This is a genomic window from Planococcus sp. TJ-201 (genome assembly GCF_058268495.1).
Genome location: NZ_JBZDOG010000002.1, coordinates 295,496 through 319,476, shown reverse-complemented (window position 1 = coordinate 319,476; position 23,981 = coordinate 295,496). Strand labels below are relative to the sequence as shown.

24 protein-coding genes are annotated in these 23,981 nt (G+C 45.2%); 23 read left to right on the top strand and 1 reads right to left on the bottom strand.

Translation table 11 applies throughout. From position 1 onward, the window contains the following. Window positions 1–80 precede the first annotated feature (80 nt). The 21 genes from AC4EG4_RS07285 to AC4EG4_RS07185 all read left to right on the top strand — a co-directional run bounded on the left by AC4EG4_RS07285 (window position 81) and on the right by AC4EG4_RS07185 (window position 20,509). Window positions 81–917 carry a lipoate--protein ligase family protein gene (locus AC4EG4_RS07285; RefSeq protein ID WP_490987414.1) on the top strand — a complete coding sequence of 279 codons (837 nt, stop codon included), beginning with the start codon at window positions 81–83 and terminating at the stop codon, window positions 915–917. A 188-nt stretch (window positions 918–1,105) separates the two neighbouring features. Beyond that, window positions 1,106–3,664: a vitamin B12-dependent ribonucleotide reductase gene (locus AC4EG4_RS07280; protein WP_490978610.1), complete on the top strand. Its 2,559-nt coding sequence runs from the start codon at window positions 1,106–1,108 to the stop codon at window positions 3,662–3,664. A 253-nt stretch (window positions 3,665–3,917) separates the two neighbouring features. After that, window positions 3,918–4,358, top strand: a complete 441-nt coding sequence (aroQ, locus tag AC4EG4_RS07275; protein ID WP_490987413.1) for a type II 3-dehydroquinate dehydratase — start codon at window positions 3,918–3,920, stop codon at window positions 4,356–4,358. Then, a complete protein-coding gene (locus AC4EG4_RS07270) occupies window positions 4,355–5,422 on the top strand; it encodes a M24 family metallopeptidase (protein ID WP_490987412.1) in 1,068 nt (355 codons plus the stop codon). Before aroQ ends, AC4EG4_RS07270 begins: the two co-directional genes overlap by 4 nt. 17 nt (window positions 5,423–5,439) lie before the next feature. Then, a complete protein-coding gene (gene efp / locus AC4EG4_RS07265; RefSeq protein ID WP_308788076.1) occupies window positions 5,440–6,000 on the top strand; it encodes an elongation factor P in 561 nt (186 codons plus the stop codon). Window positions 6,001–6,127: 127 nt separating this feature from the next. Further along, window positions 6,128–6,631 (top strand): acetyl-CoA carboxylase biotin carboxyl carrier protein, encoded by a 504-nt coding sequence (gene accB / locus AC4EG4_RS07260; protein ID WP_490987411.1) that lies wholly within the window; start codon window positions 6,128–6,130, stop codon window positions 6,629–6,631. 17 nt (window positions 6,632–6,648) lie between these two features. Further along, the gene (gene accC / locus AC4EG4_RS07255; RefSeq protein WP_490987410.1) at window positions 6,649–7,998 is read left to right on the top strand and encodes an acetyl-CoA carboxylase biotin carboxylase subunit; all 1,350 of its coding nucleotides are present in this window, start codon (window positions 6,649–6,651) and stop codon (window positions 7,996–7,998) included. 15 nt (window positions 7,999–8,013) lie between these two features. Then, window positions 8,014–8,409, top strand: coding sequence for an Asp23/Gls24 family envelope stress response protein (locus AC4EG4_RS07250; protein ID WP_490978605.1), 396 nt, complete (start codon window positions 8,014–8,016; stop codon window positions 8,407–8,409). Between the two features lie 204 nt (window positions 8,410–8,613). Next, complete coding sequence (gene nusB / locus AC4EG4_RS07245; protein WP_490978604.1) at window positions 8,614–9,003, top strand: transcription antitermination factor NusB; 390 nt, start codon at window positions 8,614–8,616, stop codon at window positions 9,001–9,003. A gap of 15 nt (window positions 9,004–9,018) precedes the next feature. Next, entirely contained in the window at window positions 9,019–9,879 is an 861-nt protein-coding gene (gene folD / locus AC4EG4_RS07240) for a bifunctional methylenetetrahydrofolate dehydrogenase/methenyltetrahydrofolate cyclohydrolase FolD (protein WP_490978603.1), read from the top strand. An 84-nt stretch (window positions 9,880–9,963) separates the two neighbouring features. Next, a complete protein-coding gene (xseA, locus tag AC4EG4_RS07235) occupies window positions 9,964–11,325 on the top strand; it encodes an exodeoxyribonuclease VII large subunit (protein ID WP_490987409.1) in 1,362 nt (453 codons plus the stop codon). Further along, entirely contained in the window at window positions 11,318–11,554 is a 237-nt protein-coding gene (gene xseB, locus AC4EG4_RS07230; protein ID WP_142827851.1) for an exodeoxyribonuclease VII small subunit, read from the top strand. The genes xseA and xseB overlap by 8 nt, the downstream gene beginning before the upstream one ends. Continuing rightward, a complete protein-coding gene (locus AC4EG4_RS07225) occupies window positions 11,551–12,432 on the top strand; it encodes a polyprenyl synthetase family protein (protein ID WP_490987408.1) in 882 nt (293 codons plus the stop codon). The genes xseB and AC4EG4_RS07225 overlap by 4 nt, the downstream gene beginning before the upstream one ends. 93 nt (window positions 12,433–12,525) lie before the next feature. Continuing rightward, window positions 12,526–14,430, top strand: a complete 1,905-nt coding sequence (gene dxs / locus AC4EG4_RS07220; protein WP_490987514.1) for a 1-deoxy-D-xylulose-5-phosphate synthase — start codon at window positions 12,526–12,528, stop codon at window positions 14,428–14,430. Next, the gene (locus tag AC4EG4_RS07215; RefSeq protein WP_490978600.1) at window positions 14,427–15,248 is read left to right on the top strand and encodes a TlyA family RNA methyltransferase; all 822 of its coding nucleotides are present in this window, start codon (window positions 14,427–14,429) and stop codon (window positions 15,246–15,248) included. Before dxs ends, AC4EG4_RS07215 begins: the two co-directional genes overlap by 4 nt. A gap of 161 nt (window positions 15,249–15,409) precedes the next feature. After that, the gene (gene ahrC / locus AC4EG4_RS07210; protein ID WP_142827854.1) at window positions 15,410–15,859 is read left to right on the top strand and encodes a transcriptional regulator AhrC/ArgR; all 450 of its coding nucleotides are present in this window, start codon (window positions 15,410–15,412) and stop codon (window positions 15,857–15,859) included. A gap of 16 nt (window positions 15,860–15,875) precedes the next feature. Then, complete coding sequence (recN, locus tag AC4EG4_RS07205) at window positions 15,876–17,573, top strand: DNA repair protein RecN (protein ID WP_490987407.1); 1,698 nt, start codon at window positions 15,876–15,878, stop codon at window positions 17,571–17,573. A 77-nt stretch (window positions 17,574–17,650) separates the two neighbouring features. Next, the gene (gene spo0A / locus AC4EG4_RS07200) at window positions 17,651–18,424 is read left to right on the top strand and encodes a sporulation transcription factor Spo0A (protein WP_490987406.1); all 774 of its coding nucleotides are present in this window, start codon (window positions 17,651–17,653) and stop codon (window positions 18,422–18,424) included. 286 nt (window positions 18,425–18,710) lie between these two features. Further along, window positions 18,711–18,842: a hypothetical protein gene (locus AC4EG4_RS07195; RefSeq protein ID WP_490987405.1), complete on the top strand. Its 132-nt coding sequence runs from the start codon at window positions 18,711–18,713 to the stop codon at window positions 18,840–18,842. A 191-nt stretch (window positions 18,843–19,033) separates the two neighbouring features. After that, window positions 19,034–19,543, top strand: a complete 510-nt coding sequence (locus tag AC4EG4_RS07190; RefSeq protein ID WP_490987404.1) for a DUF6241 domain-containing protein — start codon at window positions 19,034–19,036, stop codon at window positions 19,541–19,543. 240 nt (window positions 19,544–19,783) lie between these two features. After that, window positions 19,784–20,509, top strand: coding sequence for a glycerophosphodiester phosphodiesterase (locus tag AC4EG4_RS07185; RefSeq protein WP_490987403.1), 726 nt, complete (start codon window positions 19,784–19,786; stop codon window positions 20,507–20,509). Window positions 20,510–20,519: 10 nt separating this feature from the next. Here the strand turns inward: AC4EG4_RS07185 and AC4EG4_RS07180 are convergent, their stop codons facing one another. Beyond that, window positions 20,520–20,753 carry a DUF2627 domain-containing protein gene (locus AC4EG4_RS07180; protein WP_008499061.1) on the bottom strand — a complete coding sequence of 78 codons (234 nt, stop codon included), beginning with the start codon at window positions 20,751–20,753 and terminating at the stop codon, window positions 20,520–20,522. A gap of 125 nt (window positions 20,754–20,878) precedes the next feature. Here AC4EG4_RS07180 and AC4EG4_RS07175 point away from each other — a divergent pair, with 125 nt between their 5' ends. Continuing rightward, window positions 20,879–22,924, top strand: coding sequence for a sigma-54 interaction domain-containing protein (locus tag AC4EG4_RS07175; protein ID WP_490987402.1), 2,046 nt, complete (start codon window positions 20,879–20,881; stop codon window positions 22,922–22,924). 133 nt (window positions 22,925–23,057) lie between these two features. Further along, entirely contained in the window at window positions 23,058–23,960 is a 903-nt protein-coding gene (gene yqiS, locus AC4EG4_RS07170; RefSeq protein WP_490987401.1) for a phosphate butyryltransferase, read from the top strand. Window positions 23,961–23,981: the final 21 nt, after the last annotated feature.

Here is a 23,981-nt window from a genome sequence, read left to right as displayed (position 1 = left end):
TCTTCTTTTATTATAAGAGAAGAGATGACGGATATTCAATGCCAATGTTACACTAATTAGCGGAAATAGGAGGCGATCTTGTGAAATATCCAAAATGGAATTTTGTAAATTCAGGTGCGAACAGCCCTTCTTTCAATATGGCCCTCGATGAAGCCTTGCTGACATGGCATAGCGAGGGGCTTATTCCGCCGGTTATCCGTTTTTATAGCTGGCAGCCGGCTGCGCTGTCGATCGGTTATTTTCAAAAAGTGGAAAAAGAAATTGATATGGAAGCCGTCAACCGGCTTGGCCTGGGATTTGTCCGAAGGCCAACAGGAGGCAGAGGCGTTCTCCATGAACATGAACTTACATACAGCATTATTGTTAGTGAAGACCATCCGGATATGCCAGAAAAGGTCACGGCAGCGTACCGGGTATTAAGCGAGGGCTTATTGGAAGGCTTTAAAAACCTCGGACTGGATGCTTATTTTTCTGTTCCAGATACAGATGCCAAGCGTGCTGATTTGAAAAATCCCAAATCAGCCGTTTGTTTTGATGCACCGAGCTGGTATGAAATGGTTGTTGAAGGAAAAAAAGTAGCGGGCAGTGCACAAACGCGCCAAAAAGGCGTGATTTTGCAGCATGGTGCAATTCTACTTGATTTGGATGTTGAGAAGCTGTTGTCTGTTTTCAAATTTTCGAGCGAAGAGGCGAAAGAGCGGATGCGCAGCAAAATTCCCGAAAAAGCGGTCTCGATCAATTCAATTCGCAAGGAGCCGGCCACTATAGAAGAATGCATTCGTGCATTTAAAGAAGGATTTGAACAGGCATTGTCCATCGAGTTGGAACCGTATACGCTGTCAGAACAACAGTTCGCAGATGTCAAGGCTTTAGAAGAAAAAAAATACGCCAATGCCGAATGGAATTTCCGTGTTTGAGTGTCTTTTGGCTCATTTTATTGATTTCCAAAGCCGGAAACCTTGCCATATATAGCTTTTAAAAGTGGCGAAGTTTTGAAGCAGAAAATTGTTATTGAAAAGGCGTTTCAACATATAGTATGATGGGAATTAAATTAGTACTACATATAGTATTTATGTACGTATATAACACAAAGGAGGAATTGTCAATGGTTTCCGCCACACAATCCCAGTACTCATTAAATTCAAAAGCATTAAACGAAGATATTAAAACGTTTCCGCAAGTGCACGCCGTTACTCCGGATATGAACTTGACGCATAAAGGGGTATCTCGCCTTGTTATGATTGACCGGTATTCATTCAAGGATACAGAGAAAAAAACCTTGAAAGCTGGCGATTTTGTTGTATTGACTGTCAAAGAAGATCCGAAATTCCCAGCCCGCGGTCTTGGCTACATTGTTTCCATCGATCAGCAAACCAATAAAGCACAAGTTTGGATCGAGGAAGATTACAGAAGTGCAATCGACAACCCGAAGGAACAGGAAGCAGGCATTGTCAATCGCCCGATCGACGTGATTGAAAAGCCGCTTGAAGTGTTCTACGAGCAGATTGCCAAACGCAATGCAACAGGCCTTGCTTCTGTAGAAAAAACTTCTGAAAAACGCCAGGAATGGTTTGAAAAATTTTATCAGCAATTGGTCGGATTAAAATTCATTCCGGCCGGCCGTGTGCTTTACGGAGCGGGCGCTGACACGGATGTCACGTATTTCAATTGCTACGTAATGCCGTTTGTTGCAGACTCACGCGAAGGCATTTCCGATCACCGCAAGCAGGTCATGGAAATCATGAGCCGCGGAGGCGGAGTTGGCACCAACGGTTCAACTCTTCGTCCGCGCAACACATTGGCTCGTGGAGTCAACGGCAAATCGTCAGGATCGGTATCTTGGCTGGATGACATTGCCAAGTTGACTCATCTTGTCGAACAAGGCGGTTCACGCCGCGGTGCGCAAATGATCATGCTGGCAGACTGGCATCCGGATATTGCCGAATTTATCATCTCCAAAATGCAGAATCCACGCATCCTGCGCTATTTGATTGAAAACACACAAGACGAAACGATCAAGAAATTAGCTCATGACAAATTAAAATTCAAACCGTTAACAGAACAGGAAGATGCCATGTATCAAGGCATCCTAAACTACCGTGCAATTCCTGGAATGGGCGGATTCAACGAAAAAATTATGCGTGACGCTGAAGCAAAACTTCGAGATGGCGGAACTTATTCGGTTCATAACGAAGAATTTTTGACAGGTGCCAACATTTCAGTCACGTTGACGAGCGATTTCATGACGGCGGTTGAAAACGACGAAGATTTCGATTTGCGCTTCCCAGCAGTGGAATCTTATTCGAAAGAAGAAATGGCCATCTACAATGAACAATGGCAGGAAGTCGGCGATGTTCGTGAGTGGGAACGCATGGGTCATGGTGTGCGCGTCTACCGGACAATGAAAGCCCGCGAATTATGGAACTTGGTCAATATTTGTGCGACTTATTCAGCTGAACCCGGCATCTTCTTTATCGATAATGCCAATGAAAAAACAAATGCGGCTGCATATGGCCAAAAAGTTGTTGCGACGAACCCTTGCGGCGAACAGCCATTGGCACCTTACTCCGTCTGCAACTTGGCTGCGGTCAACTTGGCACAGTTCGCAGATCCGAAAACAAAGGCAGTGGACTTTGAAGCATTGAAAGAAACGGTTCGCGTCGGTGTCCGCATGCAGGACAATGTGATTGATGCAACTCCATACTTCCTGGAAGATAACAAAGTGCAAGCACTTGGCGAGCGCCGCGTCGGTCTTGGCGTCATGGGACTTGCTGATTTGTTGATTTACTGCGATAAAGAATACGGTTCACCGGAAGGCAATGAGTTAGTTGATGAGATCTTCAAGACAATCGCTACTGCGGCCTATGAAGTTTCAACTGAGTTGGCTGCAGAGCGCGGCAGCTTCCCGTTCCTAGTTGGCAAAACCGACGATGAAACGGCAGCACTGCGCAAAGCCTTTACGGAAACTGGGTTTATGCAGGACATGCCAGCACATGTCCGCGAAGCGGTCCTTGAAAAAGGCATCCGGAATTCGCACCTGTTGACGGTAGCACCAACAGGATCCACAGGTACAATGGTCGGCGTTTCAACGGGTCTTGAACCTTATTATTCATTCACATACTACCGCAGCGGCCGCCTCGGCAAATTTATCGAGGTTAAAGCGGACATCGTCAGCGAATACTTGAAGAACAATCCGGAAGCGGATGAAGAAAACTTGCCGAAAGCATTTGTGACATCGATGGACTTGGCGCCGGAAGCACACGCGGATGTTCAATGCATCATCCAGCGCTGGATCGATTCATCGATCTCGAAAACAGTCAATGCGCCACGCGGCTATACGGTTGAACAAGTAGAAGGCGTATATGAGCGACTCTACAAAGGCGGGGCAAAAGGCGGTACGGTTTACGTCGATGGCAGCCGCGACTCACAAGTTCTAACTCTGAAAGCTGAAGACAATACGTTTGAAGAAGAGCACCAGCCGGAAGAAACGGGCAAGCGCCCGATCGTTCTAGTTGATACCATACAGGATATCCGTTCTACCAATGTCAGCATCGGTTCAGAAGTGGGCGACACATGCCCAGTCTGCCGCCAAGGGACAGTAGAAGAAATGGGCGGCTGCAACACTTGCACCAACTGCAACGCTCAGCTGAAATGCGGATTATAAAATAACCAGCGCGATGGCCAACCAGCCATCGCGTTTTTCTTTTGGCTGCTTCCGCATTTCTATTTGATCCAGCTTCAGCGCCTAGAATCTCGGGGTCTTAAGTCCGCTTGCCTGTGCGGCAAAGAACGACACTTCGCCGATCTGTCTTATGCCCGTCGAATCTGAACGGCTGCTTCCGCATTTCTAAAAAGTTGCTGGATTGTTCCGATATGTTAAAATAATGAAGAATGTGTTGAGGGAGGGAGAAGGTCGAATGCGCGTGCTGGTTCTGAACGGCCCGAACTTAAATCGCTTGGGCAAGCGGGAGAAAGAAGCATACGGGACGTTTACGCTGGAAGAGTTGGAGAAAGAGCTCGTTGAGTTTTCTTATCATCATGGCATTGAGTTGATTTGCCGACAGTCAAACCATGAAGGGGAATTGATTGACTGGATTCACGGAGCTGGCGATGAAGCGCTTTCTGGCATTGTCTTAAATGCAGGAGCCTATACGCATACGAGCATCGCGATACGTGATGCCATCGCTGCAATCCAAGTTCCCGTAATTGAAGTACATATATCGAATGTTCACAAGCGTGAGGAATTCCGCCACCATTCCTATATTTCCCCAGTTACGATTGGGCAGATTGTCGGATTTGGGCAGGACGTCTATAAATTGGCGCTGCAAGCGCTGATTTTAAAACAGGAGAGAGGATGAACACAGTGAAACTACAAAAACTGCGCACAGAAATGAAGCATCGAAATATCGAGGCCGTACTTGTCACCAGTTCATACAATCTGCGTTATATTACCGAATTTACCGGAACTGCCGGTCTGGCAATCGTGACACAAGACAAAGCGGTATTTATCACAGATTTTCGTTATACGGAACAAGCCAATGAGCAAATAAAAGAATTTGAAGTGGTGCAGGCAGAAAAAAACCTGATGGATCAAGCCGTTCAAACTGTTTCCTCGATGGGCATACAGAAACTGGCTTTTGAGCAGGATTACATGACTTATTCAACAGCTGTGCAATACAAGGAAAAGATGGATGTGGAGCTAGAGCCAATCAGCAACTTGATCGAAAAAATCCGGATGGTCAAGACGCCAGAGGAAGTCTCTGTCTTGAAAGCTGCAGCCAAGATTGCAGACGATGCATTTGAGCACATTTGCGGATTTATTCGCCCGGGGCTGAAAGAAGTGGAAGTTTCCAATGAACTGGAATTTTTCATGAGAAAACAAGGTGCGACTTCATCTAGCTTTGACATCATTGTGGCTTCAGGGCTTCGCTCAGCATTGCCACATGGCGTGGCAACAGACAAAGTCATTGAAAAAGGCGACATGATTACCTTGGATTTCGGAGCTCTCTACAACGGATACATATCCGACATCACCCGTACGGTAGCTGTTGGTGAACCTTCAGCCCAGATGAAAGAAATATATGATATTGTATTGAAGGCGCAGGAATTAGGCGTGGAGAAAATCGGACCGGGCATGAGCGGCATCGAGGCAGATGCACTGGCGCGAGATTTTATTAAGTCTAAAGGGTACGGAGAAGCGTTTGGCCATTCGACTGGCCATGGCATTGGCTTGGAAGTGCATGAGAGCCCAGGTTTGTCATTCAGATCGGAAACGGTTTTGGAGCCAGGCATGGCTGTAACCGTGGAACCGGGAATTTATCTGCCAGGAGTTGGCGGAGTCCGCATTGAAGATGATATACTGATAACCGAGTCAGGAAATGAACGGTTGACTAACTCCACAAAAGAGCTTCGCATTTTATAACAAACGGAGGAACTATAATGATTTCAGTAAACGATTTTAAAACAGGTGTGACAATTGAAGTGGACGGCGGAATTTGGCGCGTCATGGAATTTCAGCACGTAAAACCAGGTAAGGGTGCTGCATTTGTACGGACAAAGCTCCGCAATCTGCGTTCAGGAAGCGTTACAGAAAAAACATTCCGTGCGGGCGAAAAAGTAGCCAAAGCACAAATCGACAACAGCAAAATGCAGTATTTGTATGCTAATGGCGACATGCACGCATTCATGGATACTGAGACGTACGACCAAATCGAATTGCCTGAAAAAAACATTGAGTATGAATTGAAGTTTCTTCAGGAAAACATGGAAGTCCAGGTTATCCAGTTCCAAGGGGAAGTGCTTGGCGTTGAATTGCCGAACACAGTAGTCTTAGAAGTGGTTCAAACAGATCCAGGCATCAAAGGCGACACAGCAAGCGGCGGATCAAAGCCTGCGGTCCTGTCAACGGGCTTGTCAGTTCAAGTGCCGTTCTTCATCAACGAAGGCGATCACCTAATCATCAACACAACGGACTCTTCATACGTGTCACGAGCTCAATAGCAACCAAAAGGCCTCTATATTTAGGGGCCTTTTTTTAAAAAGTCGGCTCAGCTATTTCAAAACATGATGAAAAAGTCTAAAATGAAATAGAAATCAGTTTAATACATATTAGGGGAGTAGGATGAATATGAAAATTCAAGAAATCCGTGAAATTATCAAATTGGTAGATGGATCGTCTATTGAGGAATTCTCTTACGAATTTGAAGGCGTCAAAGTTAAAATGAAGAAAAGCGGATCTGGCAACGTCCAGCAAGCTGCAAACACTGTTCAAACACCACAAGCGCCTAGTGTTGCAGAAACTCCAGCCGCCGCAGCACCAGCAAAAGAACCGAAAGCTGAAGAACTGGTATCGCAGGAAGCACCGGAGATTCCGGTTAACGATGATTCTGAGTACCATAAAATTCTTTCGCCAATGGTTGGCACATTTTACGAGTCTCCATCTCCAGACGAGGCACCTTACGTACAAACGGGAACAAAAGTAACTGCCGATCAGGTGGTCTGCATCGTAGAAGCCATGAAACTATTCAATGAAATCGAAGCAGAAGTAGATGGGGAAATTGCTGAAATTCTTGTAAAAGATGGTCAGCTTGTTGAATATGGCCAGCCTTTGTTCCTCGTGAAAGCAAACTGAGGAAAGGGGAGATGGCGATGAAGAAGGTATTGATTGCAAACCGTGGAGAAATTGCGGTCCGGATTATCCGGGCTTGTAAAGAGATGGGGATCGAAACGGTCGCTGTATATTCAGAAGCCGATAAAGAAGCACTTCATGTCGAGCTCGCAGATGAAGCATACTGCATCGGTCCAAAACTATCAAAAGACAGTTACTTGAACTTTTCCAATATCATGTCGGTAGCCAAGTTGACCAATTGTGATGGCATCCACCCAGGATACGGTTTCCTGGCTGAAAATGCGAGTTTTGCGGAACTTTGCGAAGCATGCGACATCATGTTTATTGGTCCGACAGCAGACGCAATTTCGCGCATGGGCACGAAAGATGTGGCGCGTGAAACTATGCGAAAAGCAGGGGTGCCTGTCGTGCCGGGTTCAACCGGCATCGTAGCTAATGAAGAAGAAGGGCTGCGCATTGCCGATGAACTCGGATTTCCGGTTATCATCAAAGCAACTGCAGGCGGCGGCGGAAAAGGGATCCGGGTGGCACATACGCGCGAAGATTTCATCAAAGGCTTAAACATGACGCAAAAAGAAGCGGCCGCGGCTTTTGGCAACCCAGGAGTTTATATTGAGAAATTCATTGAGGATTTCCGCCATATTGAAATTCAAGTACTGGCGGATTCGCATGGCAACGCCATTCATTTGGGCGAACGAGACTGTTCGATCCAGCGCCGGATGCAAAAGCTGGTTGAAGAAGCGCCATCACCGGCCCTGTCGCCGGAGCTGCGCGCCGAAATGGGAGATGCTGCAGTAAAAGCGGCTTTGGCCGTCAATTACCGCGGGGCTGGAACGGTGGAATTTATCTTTGATGCCGTCAACCAAAAATTCTACTTTATGGAAATGAACACACGCATTCAAGTAGAGCATCCGGTTACGGAAATGATTACGGGAATTGACTTGATCCAACAGCAGTTAAAAGTTGCTTCGGGTCAGACACTTGCATACAAACAGGAAGACGTGACGTTCAAGGGCTGGTCGATTGAATGCCGCATCAATGCAGAAAATCCGGCGAAAAACTTTATGCCTTCAGCTGGCAAAGTTGATATGTACCTGCCACCGGGCGGCATGGGCGTCAGAATTGATTCCGCGATGTATTCAGGGTATACGATCCCGCCTTATTACGATTCCATGGTGGCCAAACTGATTACGTTCGCAGACACACGTGAAGAAGCAGTTGCGAAAATGAAGCGCGCGTTGGATGAATTTGTCATCGAAGGCGTATTTACGACGATTCCGTTCCATTTGAAATTAATGGATCACGACGTATTCAAATCAGGCAATTTCAATACGAAATTCCTTGAAAAATACGATGTACTGGGATCATAAGGAGGAGCTTGGCAAATGGCAGAAAAAACAGCACCTTACGTACGCATGAAATCGCATGGAGCTCAAGATTTAGGCAATATCGAGGTGGCTCCGGAAGTATTGGAGATCATCGCCAGCATTGCAGCAACAGATATTGAAGGCGTCGCCAGCATGCGCGGCAATTTTGCCTCTGGTGTGGTTGAACGGTTGGGGAAAAAAGTTCATGGCAAAGGCATCAAAACCGATCTTTCGGAAGAAGGACTGGCAATTGATGTTTATTGTGTCATCAATTACGGCGTCTCCATTCCAAAGACCGCTTTAAAAATACAAGAACAAGTTCGGCAAACGCTTGAGAATATGACATCGCTTCAAACGCAGGAAGTGAATGTCCATATCACCGGCGTCAATTTCGAGCCCCAAGCAACAGAATAAGCAGCGAGGCTGTCCTGAAAACCAGAAGTGGTTTTGGGGCAGCCTTCTCTTTGTTTTGTTCGGATAATCCCAATATATTCCTGAAAGAAAACAAGTTTCACAGAGGCAACGTCCTATTGACCGAACATTTCAAACATGGAAGTTCAGCCGGAATACCTGTATAATGGGGAAATAATTAGCTGTGAAAAGGAGATCGGATATATTATGAAACGACACGAAGCACGCGAAAAAGCGCTTCAGACCTTATTTCAATTAGAGGGAACTGAATTGACCATCGACGAAGCCATGGACCATGTAATGGCTGGCGAAAATGATAATTTTTATAGTTTATTGGTGCAAGGCACTCATGCTAATATGGCGGAGATCGATGAAAAACTGGTTGGCCACTTGGAAAATTGGTCATTGGAACGTCTTCCCAAAATCGAACGGACAATTCTTCGCATGGCCATCTTTGAACTGGGCTATATGGAAGATGCACCGGCGCGCGTCGTCATGAACGAAGCGATTGAACTGAGCAAAACTTTCGGAGATGATAAATCCAGCCGCTTTGTTAATGGAGTCCTTTCGAAGTTCACAGACGAATCAGCAAGTTAAATTGGAGGAGTTTACATGACTGCAAAATTGATTGATGGAAAAGCGGTAAGCCAGAAAATTAAAGTTCAGGTAAAAGAGCGAGTAGAGAACCTTGTGCAGCAGGGAATTACCCCGGGACTGGCTGTTGTGCTGGTTGGGGAAAATTCCGCCTCCCTTACATATGTAAAAAACAAGAAGAAGACATGCGAAGCACTTGGCATGCGCTCAGACCTGCATCAGTTTCCAGATACGTTGACTGAACAGGAACTGTTGGCGAAAATAGACCAATTAAACCAGGATCCGGAAATTCACGGCATCCTTGTGCAATTGCCGTTGCCAGCTCAAATCGATGAATTCAAAGTCATCTCAGCTATCAGTCCAGAAAAAGATGTGGATGGATTCCATCCGATTTCTGTCGGCAATATGATGATCGGCAAAGAGGCCTTCCTGCCTTGCACGCCGCACGGCATTATGGAGCTCCTGTCCCATTACGGCATTGATCCCGCGGGCAAACATGCCGTCGTCATCGGCCGTAGCAATATAGTCGGCAAGCCAATTGGCCAGCTGCTGCTTCAAAAGGATGCAACGGTGACGTATTGCCATTCCAAAACGAAAGATTTGGCAAGCATCACAGCGCAAGCCGATATTTTGATTGCTGCGATTGGCAGAGCCAAGTTTATTGACCATACGTTTATTAAACCGGGTGCTGTGATCATTGATGTCGGCATGAACCGGGACGAAAATGGCAAACTGTGCGGAGATGTCGATTTTGAGGATGTTCAAGAAACAGCTAGTTTTGTGACTCCAGTTCCAGGCGGTGTTGGGCCCATGACCATTGCAATGCTGATGGGAAATACACTGGAATCGGCAGAAAAAGGATTATCAAAGACAAAATAGGCAGAAGCATGTAAAATAAAGAGCAATAGGGCTGTTTTTCGAAAGAAAGACAGCTTTTTAAATTCACAGACAGGGGTTGAACGTGTGTCAAACGACCCGTATTTAAGTGTCAAAGCCTTAACCAAATACATAAAAAAGAAATTTGATGCCGATCCTCACCTTCGCGACGTTTACGTCAAAGGAGAACTGTCGAATGTCAAAATCCATACGAGCGGACATATTTACTTTACCTTAAAAGACAATGCCGCACGATTGCCGGGCGTCATGTTTTCAGCAAGCGCGAAATCCGTCAAATTCAAGCCGGAAAGCGGGATGACGGTGTTGATCCGCGGAGATGTTTCAGTCTATGAAGCTTCCGGACAATACCAATTATATGCGCAATCTATGCAAGCTGACGGCATTGGCGACTATTACTTGGCATTTGAACAATTAAAAGAAAAATTAGCCAAAGAAGGATTATTCGATGCAAGCCACAAAAAGCCTTTGCCGCGTTTTCCAAAAAGAATTGCCGTAGTCACTGCGCAGACAGGTGCTGCCGTACGCGACATCATCATCACTTTGCACCGGCGCTATCCGTTGGCAAACGTTGTGCTGTATCCGACGCTTGTGCAAGGGGCCGGAGCGACGCAATCGATCGTCCAATCCATCCAAGCAGCAAATAAAGGTGATTTTGATGTGCTGATTGTCGGGCGGGGCGGTGGATCCATTGAAGATTTATGGGCCTTTAATGAAGAAGCAGTGGCACGGGTTATCTTTGATTCGCACATACCGGTCATTTCCGCGATCGGCCATGAAACGGATACCACCATTGCTGACTTTGTTTCGGACCTGCGGGCACCCACGCCGACAGCAGCTGCAGAATTGGCTGTACCAAGCCAGGCCGAACTGCTCGAGCGCGTATCCAGCTCCCGCAGCCGCATGTACCGGACCGTTTCCGGTACTGTCAATCAGCACAGGCAATCGCTGAACCGGTTGACTTCGTCCTTTCCGCTCGCTTATCCAGAGCGTCTGTACCGGCCCTTTATCGAGCGTGTCGAACGCGCGACAGATTCGCTTCAACGCGAGTCTGTCCAGCACTTAAAACGCTCACAGGAACGCTACCGCACACTGGATCAGCAGCTGAAATCCCGCGTGCCGCTGCAGCGGATTCGCCAATCCGAAACGGAAGTAGCAGAACTGGCAAGAAGACTTGATTATCAAGTAAACCAGCTGTTGAAAAATCGCACGCAGCAGCTGTCGTCAGCAATTCGAACGCTTGATGCCCTGAGCCCATTGAAAATTATGGACCGGGGTTATTCGATTCCTTATATAGAAGGAGCTGTCGTTAAAAGTACAGCGCAAGTAAAAGCAGGCGACCGCTTGACCATCGCAATGCAGGATGGCACCGTCCGGTCAACTGTCAATGAAGTAAATCCAGCAAAAAAAGGAGACCAAAACGATGGCTGAAAAGAAAATCATGTTCAATGATGCAATGGAACAACTTGAAGAAATCGTTCGTCAGCTCGAGCAGGGAGATGTGCCGCTCGAACAAGCCTTAACGCTATACCAAAAAGGCATGGAGCTTTCGAAAGTCTGCCACGATAAACTGCAGAATGCGGAAAGCCAACTGGTAACGATGATGAAAGACGGCAAAGAAGTGCCAGCTGACATAGAAATGGACGGGAATGCTAAATGAATTTAACCGAATTCCGCACAAATTACGAACCACTCATCCAACAGCAAATGGCTGAGCAAATTTTGTCCCTGTCGATTCCTAATTCCTTGAAGGAATCCATGCATTACTCGCTGCAGGCTGGAGGAAAACGGATTCGGCCGATCTTGCTGCTTGCTGTCCTTCACGAATTAAGCGGACAAGACCATCCGGATGCACTCAAAGTGGCCGCAGCAATTGAAATGATTCATACTTACTCACTGATTCACGATGACTTGCCAAGCATGGACAACGACGATTTGCGTCGCGGCATGCCCACCAACCACAAAGTGTTTGGGGAAGCTGTTGCCATTTTGGCAGGCGACGCGCTGTTGACTTACAGCTTTGGCATCGTGGCCCGCCTGCAGCATGTATCAAGCGATGATAAAGTGCGCTTGATTGACTTAATGAGCGTTTCTTCAGGCGCTGAAGGCATGGTCGGAGGACAGGTGCTCGATATTGAAGGGGAAGAAAAGAAACTGACGCTGCAGGAATTAGAGCAAGTGCACCGGTTGAAAACAGGCGCATTGTTGACGTACAGCATTTTGGCTGGCGGCATCCTTGCAAAGGCTTCCAATGAGGAAATGATGGCGCTTAGCCGATTCGGGGAGCATTTGGGTCTTGCTTTTCAAATTCAGGATGACATTTTGGATGTTACAGGAACTTCCGAAGAACTTGGAAAAACGGCTGGTAAAGATGAAACCAGTGAAAAAAGTACCTATCCAAGCCTTTTGACCTTGCCAAAAGCTAAAGAAAAGCTGGAATTCCATGCATTAGAAGCCATCAATGCGCTGCACTCGCTGAACGGAGAAAAAGCATTGCTCTTGCAGTTGACAGAGTTGATTGTCCAAAGAAAAAGCTAATTTTTAAGGCTCTGATTTGTACATTCGCTGTAGACTGATATAATATGAACAGAAAGTCCGAAGGAAAATTATATAAAAAGGTGTGTGATGGCAATGGATCTTCATTCGATTACTAGTCCATCTTTCTTAAAAGAGCTGAACACAAAGCAGCTTGAAGTATTAAGTGAAGATATAAGACGGTTTCTAATAGAAAATTTATCAGTAACAGGTGGGCATATCGGCCCCAATCTCGGAGTTGTGGAACTGACAGTTGCACTGCATAAAGTATTCGACAGCCCGGCAGACAAATTTCTTTGGGACGTGGGGCATCAGTCTTACGTACATAAAATTCTGACAGGAAGAGCCAGCCAATTTGACACTTTGCGTCAATTTAAAGGCCTCTGCGGATTTCCGAAACGCAACGAAAGTGATCACGATGTCTGGGAAACCGGCCACAGCTCGACTTCTTTGTCAGCTGCAATGGGAATGGCTGCTGCCCGTGATATTAAAAAAGACAGCAACCACGTTATCCCAATTATTGGTGATGGGGCGCTGACAGGCGGAATGGCTTTTGAGGCGCTGAATCATATCGGCCATGCGCAAACGGACATGGTGGTCATTCTAAACGACAACGAAATGTCGATCGCTCCAAATGTCGGTGCCATGCATAGCATGCTCGGCCGGATGCGGACAGCTGGAAAGTACAACAAAGTAAAAGATGATTTGGAATATTTATTGAAAAAAGTCCCAGCGGTTGGCGGGAAACTCGCGTCAACAGCTGAACGGGTAAAAGATTCCTTAAAATACCTTGTGGTTTCAGGCATGTTCTTTGAAGAAATGGGCTTTACGTATTTAGGACCGATTGACGGTCATGACTTGGATGAGCTGGAAGAAAATCTTCGTTATGCCAAGAAAACTAAAGGTCCCGTTTTGCTGCATGTCGTTACGAAAAAAGGCAAAGGATTTTTGCCGGCAGAACAAGATTTGATTGGAACATGGCACGGCACTGGTCCTTATAAGATGGAAACAGGCGATTTGGTCAAGTCTTCTTCTAAAGCACCTTCTTGGAGCGGTTTGGTAGCGGAAACTGTTCGGAAACTGGCCCGTACGGACGAGCGCATTGTCGCAATTACGCCGGCAATGCCGGTTGGTTCAAAACTGGAAGGCTTTGCTTCGGAATTCCCTGAACGCATGTTTGATGTTGGAATTGCGGAACAGCATGCGACAACAATGGCTGCTGGACTGGCAACGCAAGACATGAAGCCATTTCTTGCGATTTATTCCACATTCCTTCAGCGTGCGTACGATCAGGTCGTTCACGATATTTGCCGCCAAAATTTAAATGTCTTTATTGGGATCGACCGTTCAGGTTTGGTCGGAGCAGACGGTGAAACGCATCAAGGCGTTTTCGATATCGCGTTCCTGCGCCACTTGCCTAATATGGTCATTATGATGCCAAAAGACGAAAACGAAGGACAACATATGGTCAAAACGGCCATTGATTACAACGGCGGCCCAATCGCCTTGCGCTACCCAAGAGGCAACGGCCTTGGCGTCGCAATGGACGAAGAGCTTAAAGCATTGCCAATCGGTTCATGGGAAGTTCTTCAAAAAGGAACCGACGCTGTGATTCTGACTTTTGGTACAACGATTCCGATGGCGATGCATGCAGCGGAGCAATTGCTTGAGCAAGGCATTTCAGCTGAAGTCGTGAATGCCCGTTTCATTAAGCCAATGGATCAAGCCATGCTGCACAGTATTTTTGAACGCAAAATTCCAGTCATAACGATTGAGGAAGCTGTACTTCAAGGCGGATTTGGCAGCGCTGTTCTGGAATTTGCACAGGAAAATGATTACCGCGAAACTGCTATTGACCGTTTGGGGATTCCAGATCAATTTATCGAACACGGCGATGTTTCTGAGCTGATGGATGAAATTCATTTGAACAGCGATGAAGTTGTCCGTGTCGTTAAAAAATGGACACAAGTCCAAAAACAGGCAGGTTCGACCATTCTATGAACAAACCTAAAAAAGAACGTGTAGATGTCCTGTTGGTAGAACGGGGCATCTGTGAAACACGGGAAAAAGCAAAACGGGCGATTATGGCCGGAATTATTTATTCGGGTTCTGAGCGCATGAACAAGCCTGGCGAGAAAATCATGGAAGACGCTCCGCTTCAAATGAAAGGCAATGATTTGAAATACGTCAGCCGCGGTGGCCTGAAACTTGAAAAAGCACTTCAGGAGTTCGATCTTTCGGTCGATGGCAAACTGATGCTGGATATTGGCTCATCGACTGGCGGCTTTACGGATTGTGCACTTCAAAACGGTGCCAAACATTGCTACGCGTTGGATGTTGGGTATAACCAATTGGCTTGGAAAATCCGGCAAGACGAACGTGTGACAGTGATGGAACGGGTAAATTTCCGCCATTCCAAACCTGAAGATTTTATACAGGGCCTGCCGGAATTTGCCACAATCGATGTATCGTTTATATCGTTGCGCATTATTTTTCCAGTCTTGAAACAGGTTCTGGTTCCAGGCGGAGATGTCATTGCGCTGGTGAAGCCGCAATTTGAGGCAGGCAGGGAAAACGTTGGGAAAAAGGGCATTATTCGTGATCCTAAAATTCATCGTGATGTCCTGCTAAAAGTCGGCATGTTTGCAGTTGACTCCGGTTTTCACGTGAAAAATATGTCGTTCTCTCCTATTACTGGTGGGGAAGGCAATATTGAATTTTTATTTCATCTTCAATCCGCTGCTGAAGGCAGTGACATAGCCGGAATCTCTGTTTCGTTGATCAACGAAACAGTTGAGTCTGCACATACATCTTTGTAAACACATTCCAATTGGAATGTGTTTTCTTTTGGAACGTGTTTTTGTATTGCGATCAACTGTTCTGGGTTTCTTATGATTTCACATGCTTTTCTTGTCTTATGAATGAAATAACTGTAGGATATTAAGTATATGGAATAAATATTCACTCAAGGGGGAACACCATGAACAAGGGACAGCGCCACATTAAAATACGCGATCTCATTTCAAATCGTGAAATTGAAACGCAGGATGAGCTGGTGGATTTATTGAAGTCAGCCGGATACGAAGTTACACAAGCCACTGTATCTCGTGATATAAAAGAATTGCATTTGGTCAAAGTCCCACTTCAGGACGGGCGTTATAAGTACAGTTTGCCGGCAGACCAGCGCTTTAATCCAATGCAGAAATTGCACCGCGCATTGACGGATGCTTTTGTCAGCATTGATGGGGCCAGCCACTTTTTGGTCATGAAAACATTGCCAGGGAATGCCCATGCAATTGGGTCATTGATTGACCATTTGGACTGGGAAGAAATTTTGGGAACTATTTGCGGAGATGACACATGCTTAATTATTTGCAGAGACACCGAACATCGTGAAATTCTAAAACAGCGTTTAATCGAAATGCTTTAAGAAGAGGTGAACGGAAATGCTTCGGGAATTAGACATACGCAATTTTGCTATAATCGATGCTTTGACTGTCAGTTTCTCGGAAGGGCTGACAGTATTAACGGGGGAAACCGGAGCTGGGAAATCCATCATTATCGATGCAGTCCACTTGTTGGCTGGCGGCCGCGGCAGCCAGGAGTTTATTCGCCACGGTGCTAAAAAAGCGGAAATTGAAGGACTGTTTTCGCTGGAAGATGAACAGCATCCGGTATTCCGTAAATTAGAAGAGTTCGGCATCACATGGAGTGATGGCGACATTTTGCTGCGCCGTGAATTGAATGACAAAGGAAAAAATGTCTGCCGCATCAACGGCAAACTAGTGACCATCTCTATTTTGCGTGAAGTTGGCGCTGCGCTGATTGATATTCATGGCCAACATGAAACACAGGAATTGATGGACGAAAAACAACATCTCTACTTGCTGGATCAGTTTGCAGGAAAAAGCCTGGCCAAGTCAAAAGAAAGCTACAGCCACACTTTCGATAAATACACAAAATTAAAACGTGAGTTTTCTTCCTATACCGAAAATGAACAGCAGATTGCACAACGCATCGATTTGTTGACCTTTCAGCTGCAGGAAATTGAAGCAGCGGAACTGGTTCTCGGCGAAGAAGAAGAAATGGTTTTGGAACGAAAAAAACTGCAAAACTTCAACAAAATCTATGAATCCATTTCAGCAGCCCATGAAGCGATACAAGGCGAAAGCAAAGGTCTGGATTGGATCGGTTCGGCTATGTCGGAACTGGAGCATGCTGCAGCCGTAGATGACACCTTTACAGGATCCTCGGAAACCCTTTCTGGTGCTTTTTACTTGATTCAAGACACAGGAACGGAAATCAAGCGAATTTTGGATGACATGGAGTTTGATCCCGCCCGTTTAAATGACATCGAGCAGCGTTTAGCTGTTATTCAATCCTTAAAAAGAAAATATGGTGCATCCGTTGAAGACATTTTGCTGTATCATGAGAAGCAGACAGACGAATTGGATAAATTGGTGAATCGTGATCAGCGCTATCAACTGGATCAGGAAAAGTTAAAGGAATTGACCGAGGATTTGCGTGTGGAAGCAGAAGAATTGACGATTCTTCGCCGAAAAGCTGCAAAAAGCTTGGGCAAGGCCATTATGGAGCAGTTAAAGGAATTACATATGGCAAAAGCCTCGTTTGAGGTGAATTTTTCGGTATTGCCAAATGGCCGATTTGACCGAAATGGCCATGACTCAATTTCCTTCTATATTTCGACAAATCTTGGTGAACCGCTAAAACCATTAACCAAGGTGGCATCTGGCGGCGAGTTGTCCCGAATGATGCTCGCGTTGAAAACCATTTTTTCTAAGCATCAAGGCATTACTTCCATTATTTTCGATGAAGTGGATACTGGTGTCAGTGGACGCGTGGCGCAAGCCATAGCGGAAAAGATCGCAGCCATATCGGTTCATTCACAAGTGTTGTGCATCTCGCATTTGCCGCAAGTTGCGGCTATGGCTGATCAGCACCTATTTATTGAAAAGAAAGTTGATAAGCAGCGGACCACCACTGCTGTTACAGAACTGGATGGACGTGAACGAACTGAAGAAATGAGCCGAATGTTGTCGGGCGCAGAGATCACGGACCTGACCCTTCAGCATGCGAAAGAATTGCTGTCGCTCGCAGCGGACCGGAAACTACTGATGAAATAAGTTGAGAGCAGTTTGGTAAGGTCGATCTGCTGGCTGTATCGGTATCTACCAGAGTCAGTCACCAAGGAGAGAGTCGAATGGACAAAATAAAGATCGCAATTGCAGATGATAATCGTGAGTTGGTCGGACTGATGAGAGATTATTTAAATGCACAACCAAATATGGAAGTGGTGGATGTAGCCTATAATGGCAAGACCTGCATCGAAATGCTGAACAACCTGCCTGTCGATATTTTGCTGCTGGATATCATCATGCCTTATCTGGACGGTATTGCTGTGCTCGATGCCATTAAGGAAAATGGTGACTTGCAGGGAATTGATGTTATTATGCTATCTGCATTTGGGCAGGAATCAATTATGAGCCAGGCTGCCGAATACGGAGCTTCTTATTTTATTATGAAGCCTTTTGAAGCGGATCGATTGGCCGTGCAGATCAATCACATCATGAATACTCGTACCGGCATGTCTGGACAGTCGAGCAATCGGCCAACCAAAGAGGATCGAATCACCAATATGGTGAAAGATATTGGAATTCCTCCACATTTGAAAGGCTATAATTATTTAAAAGAAGCTGTCTCACTCGTACTTGAGGAACCAGAAATTTTGAATAAGGTTACCAAAGTACTATATCCTGGTATTGCGGCTAAGTTTGATACAACCTCGACTCGGGTCGAAAGATCGATTCGTCATGCGATTGAACAAGTCTGGAATCGCCATGAAACCGTTGACCACATCTCTGAAATCTTTGGATACAGTGTAGCCCATCTTGAATCAAAACCGACCAATTCCGAGTTTATTGCAATGGTTGCAGATAGCCTGCGGCTGGAAATGCGAAATGAAACTCACCAATAAATTTGCTAAAACTTTCTTTTCGCTAAAATTGCGAAAAGAAAGTTTTTTTTGTTATCCATTAGAAACTGGAATCTCAAAAAACCATGTGTTTCAAGCCTTTCAACGCATTACAGAAAAACCGCTGCAAAGAATACGGAAACTTTCATTTTTATAATGAAGGAATCGGGTTTACGAGTGGCGAATTAAAGGAAAAGATTAAGACATTGCTTTTGCAGACGAGTTAAGAATAAAGAAATAGAGTGATGCAAAATAGCAAATTCAGCAGAGTGAAAAGAGGCGAGCGCAATTGCAATTGATTAGGCAAATTGATGATTATTTTCTAGGGAGTGGCGAAGGAACTGTCGTTGATCGGCTGTATTTTTACGGTGTGTATTGCGTTGCTATTCTGATTGCGATGTTTACTATGCTGTCTTTGTAGCTAAACTAAAAGATAATGATAGACGATTGAAACCAATGAAAAAATCCTTCATTGGTTTTTTTGTGCAACAAAAGCAGACGATATAGAAGAAAAGCGAAGACTGGTAGACAAGTCATTTTTTTGCTATAGTGGTACTTAATACCTTATTCAGAAAATGAAAACTAAGAATATTGAACTGAAGGAGTTTATAGATGAAAAAAACAACAATTTATGTGTCGATTGCATGTCTAGTTTTAATCCTTATTGGAATTGGGTCTCTCCAGGTTATAGAAAACCTGGAGAACGGAGCAGAAAAAGAATCAACGCAAGCGGACGATAAAGAAACAATTGCTGAAAATACACAGAAAATGGAAGGGCTGGAATTTGCCCAGACAGTACCAGACGATGCATCAGAACAAGCTTTATTGTCTATGATGCACAAGATGACGCATCAAAAAGTGATAGCATCTGAAAAATGGGGCTTAATACGAATGAATGATGCATCGATTGCTAAAACGAAGCAAATTTTACTGGACTCTAACTTTGATTCCAAAAAAGGGTTATTGGAAATTGTTACGAAGTGGGAAAATGGGCAGTTCGACCAAGTAGATGATGATCATAATTATATTTGGAATCTGCAAGGTGGCAGCATTGGACGTGCGACAGGAGTTTTAAGCGAACAGCAGGAACAAGAATTTATCCGCAACAACTTCTCCGAGTAGATCCAGAATCCGGCTGTCGCCGGATTGGCACGTTATAAGCAATAAATGTAGTTTCTTACATAAGGTTATATCTGCAAAATCAAAACCCGAAACAAACAAAGTAAGCTGAACAGCAATCCTTTCACTTAAAAGCTCAAAATGTTAAAATGGAGCACACGTGAAAATCCAATGGGCAAGAAAAGTAGTGGAAAATGGCATTGTCCAATTGGTGTATTTCAGAAACGGAAGAGGATGATTTTATTGTCTGAAGTCAAAGTGTATGCACACCGAGGCGCTTCAGGATATGCGTTGGAGAATACATGGAATGCATTTTTCAAGGCGTGCGAATTGGGTGTTGGCATCGAGCTCGACGTACAGATTACAAAAGACGGAGTTGTCGTTGTTTATCACGACGATAATCTGCGGCGTTTGACTGGCGTGAATGCAGCTATCGAAACGCTCGCTTACGAAGAGATAAAAGATTTGCGCATCGGGAGAAAGTGGCTGCGCAATTTTCAGCGCCATCAAATGCCATTGGCTTACGAAGTATTTCAATGGGCGAAAAAAAAGAAAATTCCTTTGAATGTTGAATTAAAAGAATCGTTTGCAAAGAATTCAAAAGGACCTCAGATTCTTGCAGCGATGTTGGAAGGAATAGACGATATTCATTTGTCTTCTTTCAACCCACAGTTGCTGCATGAAATGAAAAAACTGATGCCGTCCACAGAGATGGCCTGGATCGTCAAAAAGAATGTGCAACTGTCAGCTATAAACGAAATGCATTGGGTCGATAGCCTTCATCTCCACAAAAAGCTTCTGGCAAAGTCTTTTTGGACAGATATACTGAAACTGGATAAAAAAGTTAGGCTTTACGGAGTTCTTGGTTCCGAATCCCTCATTGATCGGCTTCATCCGATGACTGTTGGCATCATTACCAATTACCCGGATCGCGTCAAAAGAAAAATTGCGTCTACCTATACTGGGTAGACGCAATTTTTTATTTCTGGAATCTTTTCGATACGTTTCCTTTTTTACGGTCTCGGTTCAACAGAAATCCAGCAAAAAAACCGATTCCTAGAACAACAAAAATGGTGCCGAGTGTAAATTGGAGCCAAAGAGCCGGATAAGGCTCAAGCAATTTATTGAACAAGGTATCACGCATTAGTTTAATGCCATACGCCGCCATGATTCCTGGAATCAGCAAAATGATAAACGCTACTAGACGACCCATAATTCCACATCCTTCACCTTCTATTGTTTCTAATTCCATTAAAGTTGTCAAGAAAACCTTCCTGATGTACGCTTAAAACATTCTTGCAATTATTTGCATAAATCTATGCGAAAGGGTGAATTTTTTTGCAGAACGTCTTGATTATCGGGTGCGGAGTCGGCGGCTCAGCCATTTTAAATCTGCTTTTGGAATCTGACTATTTGCATGTGTCGGGTGTAGTCGATTTAAACTCTGACGCCAAAGCAATAGCAGTTGCAAATTCACACGGTATCCCAGTTGGGAACGACTACCAGTCATTTAAACATACGGATATCGATATTGTCTTTAATGTCACAGGAAGCGATCTCCTGCATCAACAGCTGCAAGCGCATTTTTTGAAAAAAACAGTGATCATCCCAGGGAGCCTGGCAAATGTTTTTGTCCGTCTGCTACAGGAAAAAGAGCATTTCATCAATCAGCTCAGCAAAGAAAGCCACCGGGAAAAAATCATTTTTAATTCAATAGAAGAAGGCATGATTGGCATCGATAGGACTAGCCACATCACCTTTATGAACAAAAGTGCAGCGAGGATGCTGGAAGTGGCTGTGGAGCACACCATCGGCCGGCACATTCATGAATTTATTTCGTTGAGCGAGTTGCCGAGAATATATGAAACCGGACGTATTGAACTGAACAAGGAACTCGAACTGAAAAACGGTTCGAAAATTGTTACTTCCCGTTTTCCGATGATTGATGATAATGGCGAAACGATTGGTGCATTTGCGGTGTTCAAAGACATTACGGAAGTCGTGTCACTGGCTGAAGAAATCACCGACTTAAAAGAAATTCAGACCATGCTCGAAGCCATCATCCAATCGAGTGACGATGCGATTTCGGTGGTTGATGAAAAGGGCAATGGCCTGCTTGTAAACCCTGCCTACACGCGCATTACGGGATTACAGATGGAGGACGTTATCGGGCAGCCGGCGTCTGCAGATATTTCCGAAGGGGAAAGTATGCACTTGAAAGCGCTGCAGACGCGCAAGCCTGTGCGCGGTGTCAATTTGAAAGTGGGTCCATCCAACCGGGAAGTGATTGTCAACGTAGCGCCGATCATTGTTGACAACAAACTAAAGGGCAGTGTCGGGGTCATCCATGATACGACTGAAATTCGTACCTTAATGAAAGAACTCGACCGGGCCCGCAGCATCATCCGGACGCTCGAGTCTAAATACACTTTTGATGACATCATCGGTTTGTCATCTGAAATGCAATTGTCTCTCCAACAGGCTAAATTAGCCGCACAAACCTTGGTGACGGTGCTGTTGCGCGGTGAGTCCGGCACCGGCAAAGAACTTTTTGCCCACGCCATCCACAGTGCCAGTGAGCGGAAATACAACAAGTTTGTGCGTGTCAGCTGCGCGGCACTTTCAGAGGAACTGCTGGAAAATGAATTGTTTGGCTACGAGGAAGGGGCGATTCCAGGCATCAAAACTGGAGAAAAACGCGGTCTCTTCGAAGAAGCGAATAATGGCAGTATATTTTTGGATGAAATCGGTGAGTTGTCTTCTTCGCTGCAAAGTAAATTGCTGCGTGTGCTGCAAGAACATGAAACCTTGCGTATTGGGGGCAGTAAACCCATTCCTGTAAATGTACGGGTCATTGCTTCGACCAATACCAATATGGAAAAAGCCTTGCTGGACGGAACATTTCGCGAGGATTTGTATTACCGTTTAAACCGCATGCCAATCCTCATACCGCCGTTGCGCAACCGTAAGCAGGACATACCGCGGATTGCTGAGCGGCTGCTGATAAAACTTAACCAGGAATATGGACGGAGCGTCGAATCCATCTCTGACAAAGCACTGCAATATTTGCGTGTCTACGATTGGCCGGGCAATGTCCGTGAACTTGAGAACGTTTTGAGCCGTTCCATGATTTTTATGCAGATGAACGACCGGACTTTAACAGAAGAGCATATTCCACTCAATATGCTGCGCGTTGCCGAAACGAAAAATGAAGTGTTGATTCCTTCTTCCGGTTCATTGCAAGAACAACTGGATACAGTTGAACGCGGCATTTTACATCATGCTTTAAAGCAATCAAATGGCAATAAGTCTAAAACAGCCAAACAGTTGGAAATCTCATTGCGCACCCTTTATTATAAATTAGAAAAATATGGGCTGATGTAGTCTTTGTGCAAATAATTGCAGGGTTTTGCAACTATTTGCAAAGTATTGGAGGGTTAATTGAAAATAAAACGCTTTCATCTCTTATATCTGGCCATCTGTTCTGCTTTAATTAAGAAGAATGAGGTGAGCAGTTATGGCCACATTAAACCATTTAATCGAAAATGTACCAACTACTTCCGATCATACGGTAGCAGTAGTTGCTGCAGCTGATTTGGCTGTCCTGGAAGCTGTCAGCATGGCTGTCAGCCGTAAAATGGCCAGATTTCGCCTGTATGATGATCTATCGGCAACAACAGAAATGATAAGGGAATATTTCCCGCAGCTTCTGAACCATCGGGATGTTCAGCTTTATCACACCAGCAGTGTAGAAATGGCCGCAGAAAAAGCAGTAAAGTCTGTGTCTATGAAAGAGTCCGACATTCTAATGAAAGGCCAAATAGCGACGGCAGTGCTGCTGAAAGCAGTATTGAATCCCGAATACGGCTTAAGAGCTGGATCTGTCATGTCGCATATTGCTGCTTTTGAAGTCCCGGGCTTTGACAGGCTGATTTTTGTGACAGATGCGGGAATGAACATTCGACCGGATTTGCCTCAAAAAGTACAAATTATACAAAACGCTGTTCAAATTGCACGTTCGGTTGGTGTTGAACTGCCGATTGTTGCGCCTTTAGCGGGAGTAGAAGTTATTAATCCCAATATGCAAGCAACTCTTGACGCTGCGGCGTTGACGGCAATGAACCAGCGCGGCCAAATCAAAGATTGCATTGTGGATGGGCCCTATGCTCTCGATAATGCCATATCTGTCGATGCGGCTAAACATAAACGGATAGCGGGCGACAATGCCGGCAAAGCCGATATCCTGCTCGTTCCAACTATTGAATCCGGCAATATCCTGTATAAATCACTGGTCTTTTTTTCAAATGCAAAAGTCGGCAGCATCATCGCGGGTGCAAAGGCGCCTATTGTCTTATCATCACGTGCCGATAGCGCCGAAAGCAAGCTGTATTCATTGGCTTTGGCGATTTGCTCATCGTAACGTTAGGAACATATATTAGGG

What these genes read in the sequence shown, in the direction of transcription:
- AC4EG4_RS07280 (WP_490978610.1), top strand. Translation starts at nt 1,106, where the DNA reads ATGGTTTCCGCCACACAATCCCAGTACTCATTAAATTCAAAAGCATTA.
- aroQ (WP_490987413.1), top strand. Translation starts at nt 3,918, where the DNA reads ATGCGCGTGCTGGTTCTGAACGGCCCGAACTTAAATCGCTTGGGCAAG.
- AC4EG4_RS07270 (WP_490987412.1), top strand. Translation starts at nt 4,355, where the DNA reads ATGAACACAGTGAAACTACAAAAACTGCGCACAGAAATGAAGCATCGA.
- efp (WP_308788076.1), top strand. Translation starts at nt 5,440, where the DNA reads ATGATTTCAGTAAACGATTTTAAAACAGGTGTGACAATTGAAGTGGAC.
- accB (WP_490987411.1), top strand. Translation starts at nt 6,128, where the DNA reads ATGAAAATTCAAGAAATCCGTGAAATTATCAAATTGGTAGATGGATCG.
- accC (WP_490987410.1), top strand. Translation starts at nt 6,649, where the DNA reads ATGAAGAAGGTATTGATTGCAAACCGTGGAGAAATTGCGGTCCGGATT.
- AC4EG4_RS07250 (WP_490978605.1), top strand. Translation starts at nt 8,014, where the DNA reads ATGGCAGAAAAAACAGCACCTTACGTACGCATGAAATCGCATGGAGCT.
- nusB (WP_490978604.1), top strand. Translation starts at nt 8,614, where the DNA reads ATGAAACGACACGAAGCACGCGAAAAAGCGCTTCAGACCTTATTTCAA.
- folD (WP_490978603.1), top strand. Translation starts at nt 9,019, where the DNA reads ATGACTGCAAAATTGATTGATGGAAAAGCGGTAAGCCAGAAAATTAAA.
- xseB (WP_142827851.1), top strand. Translation starts at nt 11,318, where the DNA reads ATGGCTGAAAAGAAAATCATGTTCAATGATGCAATGGAACAACTTGAA.
- AC4EG4_RS07225 (WP_490987408.1), top strand. Translation starts at nt 11,551, where the DNA reads ATGAATTTAACCGAATTCCGCACAAATTACGAACCACTCATCCAACAG.
- dxs (WP_490987514.1), top strand. Translation starts at nt 12,526, where the DNA reads ATGGATCTTCATTCGATTACTAGTCCATCTTTCTTAAAAGAGCTGAAC.
- AC4EG4_RS07215 (WP_490978600.1), top strand. Translation starts at nt 14,427, where the DNA reads ATGAACAAACCTAAAAAAGAACGTGTAGATGTCCTGTTGGTAGAACGG.
- ahrC (WP_142827854.1), top strand. Translation starts at nt 15,410, where the DNA reads ATGAACAAGGGACAGCGCCACATTAAAATACGCGATCTCATTTCAAAT.
- recN (WP_490987407.1), top strand. Translation starts at nt 15,876, where the DNA reads ATGCTTCGGGAATTAGACATACGCAATTTTGCTATAATCGATGCTTTG.
- spo0A (WP_490987406.1), top strand. Translation starts at nt 17,651, where the DNA reads ATGGACAAAATAAAGATCGCAATTGCAGATGATAATCGTGAGTTGGTC.
- AC4EG4_RS07190 (WP_490987404.1), top strand. Translation starts at nt 19,034, where the DNA reads ATGAAAAAAACAACAATTTATGTGTCGATTGCATGTCTAGTTTTAATC.
- AC4EG4_RS07180 (WP_008499061.1), bottom strand. Translation starts at nt 20,753, where the DNA reads ATGGGTCGTCTAGTAGCGTTTATCATTTTGCTGATTCCAGGAATCATG.
- yqiS (WP_490987401.1), top strand. Translation starts at nt 23,058, where the DNA reads ATGGCCACATTAAACCATTTAATCGAAAATGTACCAACTACTTCCGAT.